Source organism: Mycobacterium parascrofulaceum ATCC BAA-614, assembly GCF_000164135.1.
Lineage (GTDB): Bacteria > Actinomycetota > Actinomycetes > Mycobacteriales > Mycobacteriaceae > Mycobacterium > Mycobacterium parascrofulaceum.
The window spans coordinates 397,619-403,293 of record NZ_GG770557.1 but is presented as its reverse complement, the minus strand read 5'-3'; the positions used below and the strand labels follow the sequence as shown (position 1 = coordinate 403,293).

General features: G+C 67.4%; 7 protein-coding genes. 2 read left to right on the top strand and 5 right to left on the bottom strand.

Annotation, left to right across the window (positions count from 1 at the left end; translation table 11 throughout):
* Positions 1-349: 349 nt before the first annotated feature.
* Together HMPREF0591_RS23245 and HMPREF0591_RS31360 are read left to right on the top strand one after the other, a co-directional pair.
* Positions 350-745: a hemophore-related protein gene (locus tag HMPREF0591_RS23245; RefSeq protein ID WP_007171136.1), complete on the top strand. Its 396-nt coding sequence runs from the start codon at positions 350-352 to the stop codon at positions 743-745.
* A 54-nt stretch (positions 746-799) separates the two neighbouring features.
* The gene (locus tag HMPREF0591_RS31360) at positions 800-1,090 is read left to right on the top strand and encodes a hypothetical protein (RefSeq protein ID WP_083212287.1); all 291 of its coding nucleotides are present in this window, start codon (positions 800-802) and stop codon (positions 1,088-1,090) included.
* 33 nt (positions 1,091-1,123) lie between these two features.
* Here the strand turns inward: HMPREF0591_RS31360 and HMPREF0591_RS23240 are convergent, their stop codons facing one another.
* The 5 genes from HMPREF0591_RS23240 to HMPREF0591_RS23220 form a co-directional block, all read right to left on the bottom strand.
* Positions 1,124-2,029, bottom strand: coding sequence for a TPM domain-containing protein (locus tag HMPREF0591_RS23240; protein WP_007171134.1), 906 nt, complete (start codon positions 2,027-2,029; stop codon positions 1,124-1,126).
* Positions 2,030-2,109: 80 nt separating this feature from the next.
* Positions 2,110-2,502, bottom strand: a complete 393-nt coding sequence (locus HMPREF0591_RS23235) for a YchJ family protein (protein WP_085981718.1) — start codon at positions 2,500-2,502, stop codon at positions 2,110-2,112.
* Entirely contained in the window at positions 2,499-3,593 is a 1,095-nt protein-coding gene (locus HMPREF0591_RS23230) for a cytochrome P450 (protein WP_007171132.1), read from the bottom strand. The genes HMPREF0591_RS23235 and HMPREF0591_RS23230 overlap by 4 nt, the downstream gene beginning before the upstream one ends.
* A gap of 133 nt (positions 3,594-3,726) precedes the next feature.
* Complete coding sequence (locus tag HMPREF0591_RS23225; protein ID WP_341860220.1) at positions 3,727-4,266, bottom strand: hypothetical protein; 540 nt, start codon at positions 4,264-4,266, stop codon at positions 3,727-3,729.
* A gap of 135 nt (positions 4,267-4,401) precedes the next feature.
* A complete protein-coding gene (locus tag HMPREF0591_RS23220; protein ID WP_007171130.1) occupies positions 4,402-5,574 on the bottom strand; it encodes a CaiB/BaiF CoA transferase family protein in 1,173 nt (390 codons plus the stop codon).
* Between the last annotated feature and the right edge of the window lie 101 nt (positions 5,575-5,675).

Below are 5,675 nucleotides of genomic sequence, written 5' to 3'. Positions count from 1 at the left end.
ATCCCGGTGCCGCGTCCGCCGATCCCCGCCGGACCGCCGGCCGTGCCCATCCCGCACATCCCCCTGCCCGGCATCCCCCACCTCTAACAGGCGGCGGCCGGCGGGGTGAGCGATCGTAACCGCCGTTGCCGCACCCTATTTCGCGACCCCTGGGGCTCCGCGACCCAACGCTGCGCCTTTGCCGCCGAGCCGCGGTGTCCGGTCGCCCCCGAGGCCAACATCGGTGACGCTTGGCCGTTGGGGTAGTGACTTTCGGCCCGAGCAAAGGACCTCGCTCAGTGCCCAGAGTTAATCCCATGCCAACTGCTGCTCACCTCGGCTCGAACCGTGCCGGACAAAGGGGGCCCTCGTGTTGCCCGTAGATCTGATCCGCCGCCGGCTGCTGGTCGGGGCAATCGGTGCCGGCGCGGTGGCCGGCACCCTTGTCTGCTCCACCGCGGGGATCGCCGCGGCCGATCCCCCGCCCCCGCCGCCCAACTGCACGGCGGCGGACGTCGCCGGTGTCGCGGCCGGTGTGGCCGCGGCGCTGTCGACCTACCTCTACACCCATCCGGACTTGAACGGCTTCTACACCGGCCTTCAGGACCAGCCGAAAGATCAGATCCGCGAGGATGTGCAGCAGTACTTCAACGCCAACCCGCAGGAGCAGGCCGACCTCGAGAACATCCGTCAGCCCCTCGCGGACATCAGGCAGCGTTGCCACTGGACACCGCTGGTCGGGCAGCCCGGTGCCGCTCCAGACTGAGGGGGCGCGCTCGCGCGCATGCCCCAAAGCACGACCTGGATTGAGGAGAGCCAGATGAAGCTACGGTCCCGGACCGCAGGAGGGATAGCCATCTTGGCCCTCGTCGCGATTCCGGAGACGTATGCCGTCGTGCAGCCCTCCGGTGCTGCCAACGCGGACGTCTGCGCCAGCGTCGGCAGGCGCGTTTCGGTGAGCGGGTGCACCAACGTCGCCGATACGATCAACGCGAACGTTCCACCGCCGGACGCGTATGCGCCGCTGCCGCAGGACTTTCCGCCCCCGCCGCCACCGGTCAACGTGTGCGTGGGAGGCGGGCGCCGAGTCCATGTGAGCGGATGCTTCTGAACTGGCGTTCCGAGCCGGCGGTGGTCTCACCGCTCATCGGCTGGCAGTGCCACCGCCGCGCCGCGGCCGGTGCGCCTTGAGCACGTCGGCGTTCGCCAGCGTTTGCGCCTGAGCGGCCAGTGTCGACGCCCTGTTGGCATAGGCGATTGCTTCGCTGTCGTTGGTCGCTTGCCTGCCATGCGCCGCGGCCAAATACCGCTTGGCCTCGTCGACGCGGGCCCCGGCCTCGGCGCCGACGCTCTGGCGATGCCGGGCGACGTAGTCCGAGACCTGGCGCATTCGGGCGTCCGCGGTCGACAACGCCTGCGCCAGCGACTGTCCCTCGGGGTCGACCTGCCCGCCGCTGGTGTCGATCCCGCGCCGGCGGCGCCGCGCGCGATAGAGCAGGAGAAACACCACGACCACGACAACGACCACGACGACCACGACGAGGCCGCCCACGATCGGCAGCCAGATCGACTTCGACGAGGTCACCGACGCGTCCAACCCGTCGGCCGCGGCGACCGCTGCGCCGCTCCAATCCTTGGCGCCCACCGCGGGCTCAATTCGCTTGCTCCGCAGCGTCTCCAGCTCGGCCGGCGTCAGGCCGGGTACCTGCGGCGGCACCGCGAAAGCGTATGTCTTGGTGTTCGTGGCCACGGCCAGTAGCACGTCACGGCCGCCCAATCCGCTGGCGTTACGCGTCCGGTCGGCCCAGTTCTCCGGTTTGAACCTGGAGAAGTTGTCGATGTAGACCACCCACAGTTGGAGGTGCCGATCGCGGTACAGCCGGTCGATCGCCGAGCTGACCGCTGCCCGACCGGGATCCGTCAACACGCCGGCACTGTCGGTGATGTGGTCCGTGAGCTTGAACGGTTGCTGCGCGCCGGCGGGGGGCGCCAGCAGCACGGCCGCTGTGAGGATCGTCAGGACCGCACCGAACAGGCGACTACCGCGCATACGGGTAATTTAGCCGTCCGCTCACGACGTGGCGGACACTGCTGCCCGCCGAAGCGAACGGCCCGATGAGCCACGCGCGGCTACGCCTGTTCGGCCACGCCGTCGAGGTAGAACCAGCGGCCGGCGCGGCGCTCGAAGTGACTGCGCTCGTGCAGGCTGCCGGCGCGGCCCGCGGACTCGAAACGGGCAATGAATTCCACCTCCCCGCCGTCGTCTTCCGGGCCACCGGCGACGGCGTCGAGCACGCTCAGACCGGTCCAGGTGATGTCCGGATCGACCGTCACGTCGGACGGCCGCGTGCGGGGGTGCCACGTGCGGAACAGGTAGTCGGCGTCACCGCGGGCGAACGCCGAATACCTCGACCGCATCAATTCCTCGGCCGTTGCGGCCTGCACCTCGCCATCGTGAAGCGGTCCGCAGCAGGCGCGATAGTCTTCGTCACCGCCGCAGGGACACGGTTCGTTCATGCTCAAAGCTCCGGTCGCCACCTGAGTGGCACGTGAACCGGGAACCAGCCGTCGAAAACGTCGCTCGGTGACGCACTGTAGGGCTTGGGATACCAGGCTTTGGGGACCTTCCCGCTGTCCCAGTCGAACCAGAAGAACGGAATTCTGGCGAGCCACACTTCGAAGAACACGGTCAGCAGGTCGCGCGCCAAATGCGACGCCGGGCACCGGTGCGGGCCTCCGCCGAAGCTCCAATTCCGCTGCGGACCATCGAGTTTGATCTCATGACCGGACATCTCGTCGGCCTCGTCGCGGTGAACGAATCCGACGTACAACTCGACGTGGGATCCGGCCGGGATCGTCGTTTCGCCGATTGTCACGGTGCGGCTCGTGATGCGGGACACGGTCTTCGCCCCGCGGTCCAACCGCAGCAGCTCCTCGACGAACCGGCGTTGCCGGTCCGGGTTCTCGCGGAGCTCCCGCTGCAGCATCGGCTTTCGCGCCAGCACCGCCAGCCCGGCCCTGATCGCGAACGAGGCGAAGATGAATCCGCGGCCCACCGAGGCCATCAGTCCCAGCACCTCTTCGTCGGAGAGCGGTTCGGTGGCGAGGATGCTGATCACGTCGGGGCCGCCCTGCGGCGCTTGGCGAATGGTCCGCACCAGCTCCGTGTTGACCGCTTCGGGAGCGGTGTCCGTCGGCAGCCCGCAGACCGTGACGAAGGCTGCGCGCCAGACGACCTCGGCGACGCCCGCACCGTCGCAGCGGTCCAGCTGTGCCGCTACGGCGTCGACGCATTTTTCGATGATCGCGCGCACGGGCCTGAGCATGTCCCGCGAATTGCCGGGAGTGAACAACTGCTCGACCATGATCGTCCGGTACGGGCCGAACGGTGGATTCCCCGGCATCAGCTCGCCTTGGCGGCTGGCGAAAAGCTCGCCATCGCGGAGGGCTGCGAGGACGTCGTCGCGGCGCCACAGCACATACGCGCCGTCGGGCTGCCGCAGCACCCTGCGGCCGGCCCGCTCGGCGGCGGCCAGCCACTCCCTAAAACCCTTGGCGGCTTCCTCGTCGGAGCGCATGACTTCCAGCGCGGCGTCGCTACCCGGCTCGATCACCGCGCACCACCGACTTTCACGTTCGGCGGTCGCTGGGAAACCACGCATTACCGGCGCCGCCTGGGACTTCGACGACGAAGTTTATCCCCGAGATCGGCGTGACGTCGCCGCAACGTTCGCCGAACTGCGGCGCTTAGGTGTGGACTTTCCAGCCCGCCAATGGGGTGGGCGCCGCCGGGGCGTTGGGGTCATTGAACTCGATGTAGACGTCGCCCTGGTGGACGCTGCTGTCGTAGGCGATGTATCCGTGGGCGGTCTGGCCGTTGGTGACGCTGCCCGAACGCAGCGGCGGCGTCTTGTTGATCTTCTGGTAGTCAGCGGTGGATGAGCCGCCTTGTACGTCCCGGTAGGGGTCTTGCCTCCACGGAGAGGATGCGGCGGTCAGAGTGGTCGTGCTGTAGCTGAACGGTGTGTCGGACTTGCCGACGATGGTGAGCTCGACGACGTTGCAGCCCCCGCCGGTCAGGCCGCAGCCCGACGAGATCCAGGTCGCGTTGTTGAGCGTGACGTCGGCGGTCGCGGTGCTGTATTCCGTGACGTGGATGGTGGTGCCGGATTTTCCGGTCGGGAACGGCGACTGTTGGGGTGTCGGGTCCGCGGCGCCGAGCGGGGCGGTTACGCACGCCGTCACCGCAAAGAACGTCACGACCGCTGCGCTCACCGGAGTCGATATGGCCACCAGCAGACGATAACGCGGATTGCGCTCGTGGTAGCCCGCTATGGGACTGCTGGCATCGATGGCCCCTTCAGTGAAGGGCGTGCGGGGGGCCGGTCCGCGACCAACCGGTCAACAGTCGTCCGCCGGCCTTCAGATGGCACCGATCGCACGGAGGCGCGCGATTCCGGCCGGTTCGTAGCCGGCCAGGGCGGCGAGTAACTCCTCCGTGTGCTGCCCAACGTGCGGCGCGGCCCGCGGTGCAAAGTCTTCGTCGGGTTTGGTCTTGATGCACGTTCCGATGAATCGCTGCGAGGTTCCATCCGGCTGAGCCTGTTCGTAGACGAGCCGACGAGCCTTCGTGTGGTCGTCCTCGAACAGGTCCGCTCCTAAAAATGCCGGCGCCCCTGCGATGTCGGTCGCGATGAAGAAGTCGGTCCATTGCCTCCGGGTGCGGCTTTTGAATATCGCCGTCAACTGCTCGCGCAGCCGGGCCTCTGCCTCGGCATCCTCCCCCGGCTTCTGGCGCCCCGGTTCGTAGAGATCCATCCTGTCGAGTGACTCGCAGAATCTGCGCCAGAACTTGTCCTCCAGGGCGTTGAACACCACGTAGTTGCCGTCGCTCGTTTCGTAGTACTGGTAGCGAAGCGAAGCGCGGATTCCCTCGCCGTAGCCCGGCTGACCGTTCGCGAGCGCCGTGAGGTGCTGAAAGTTCCAGTTGATCGCCGCATCGACCTGCGCCACTTCGACGTACTGCGACTTGCCGTCGCGGCCGGCGGCGTGCAGCGCGGCGAGTACGCCGATCGCCGCGTACAGCGGTCCCGCCAGAACACCCGTCGTCCCGGTGGCCGCCCCCGAAAGTCGGGGTGTTCCATCCGTTTCGATGATCGGCGGACTCAAGCCGGCGAAACAGTCGAAGGACAGCCCGTGCGTGGGCAATCGGGTGTAGGGCCCATAACTGCCCATGCCATTGAGCACGCAATAGACGACTCTCGGGTTGACTGCGACGATGTCGTCGTAGCCGAAGCCCAGCCGGACCGCGGTTCCGTAGCGTAAACCGTCAACGACTACGGCCGATTTCGCGGCCAGGCGGCGAAACGCCTCTTGACCCTCACTGGTTTTCAGGTTTATCGCCACACTCTTCTTGCCCCGGTTCCAGTGCGAGTCCTGCAGCTCGCCGCCGGAAACCGCCGCACCGCGGAAACCGCCGCCGCCGGGCGGCTCCACCTTGATCACCTCTGCGCCGAGGTCCGCCAGATGCCCGCCCAGTGCATCCGTGGAGAAGAGTGACACCTCGAGGACCCGGACGTCCTTGAGCAGTTCCATCACGCGACCTTTCCCCACTACATCATGGTGATTGACTTCAGCTCGGTGTATTCCTCGAAACCCCAGCGCCCTTGCTCGCGGCCGAGTCCACTCTGTTTGAG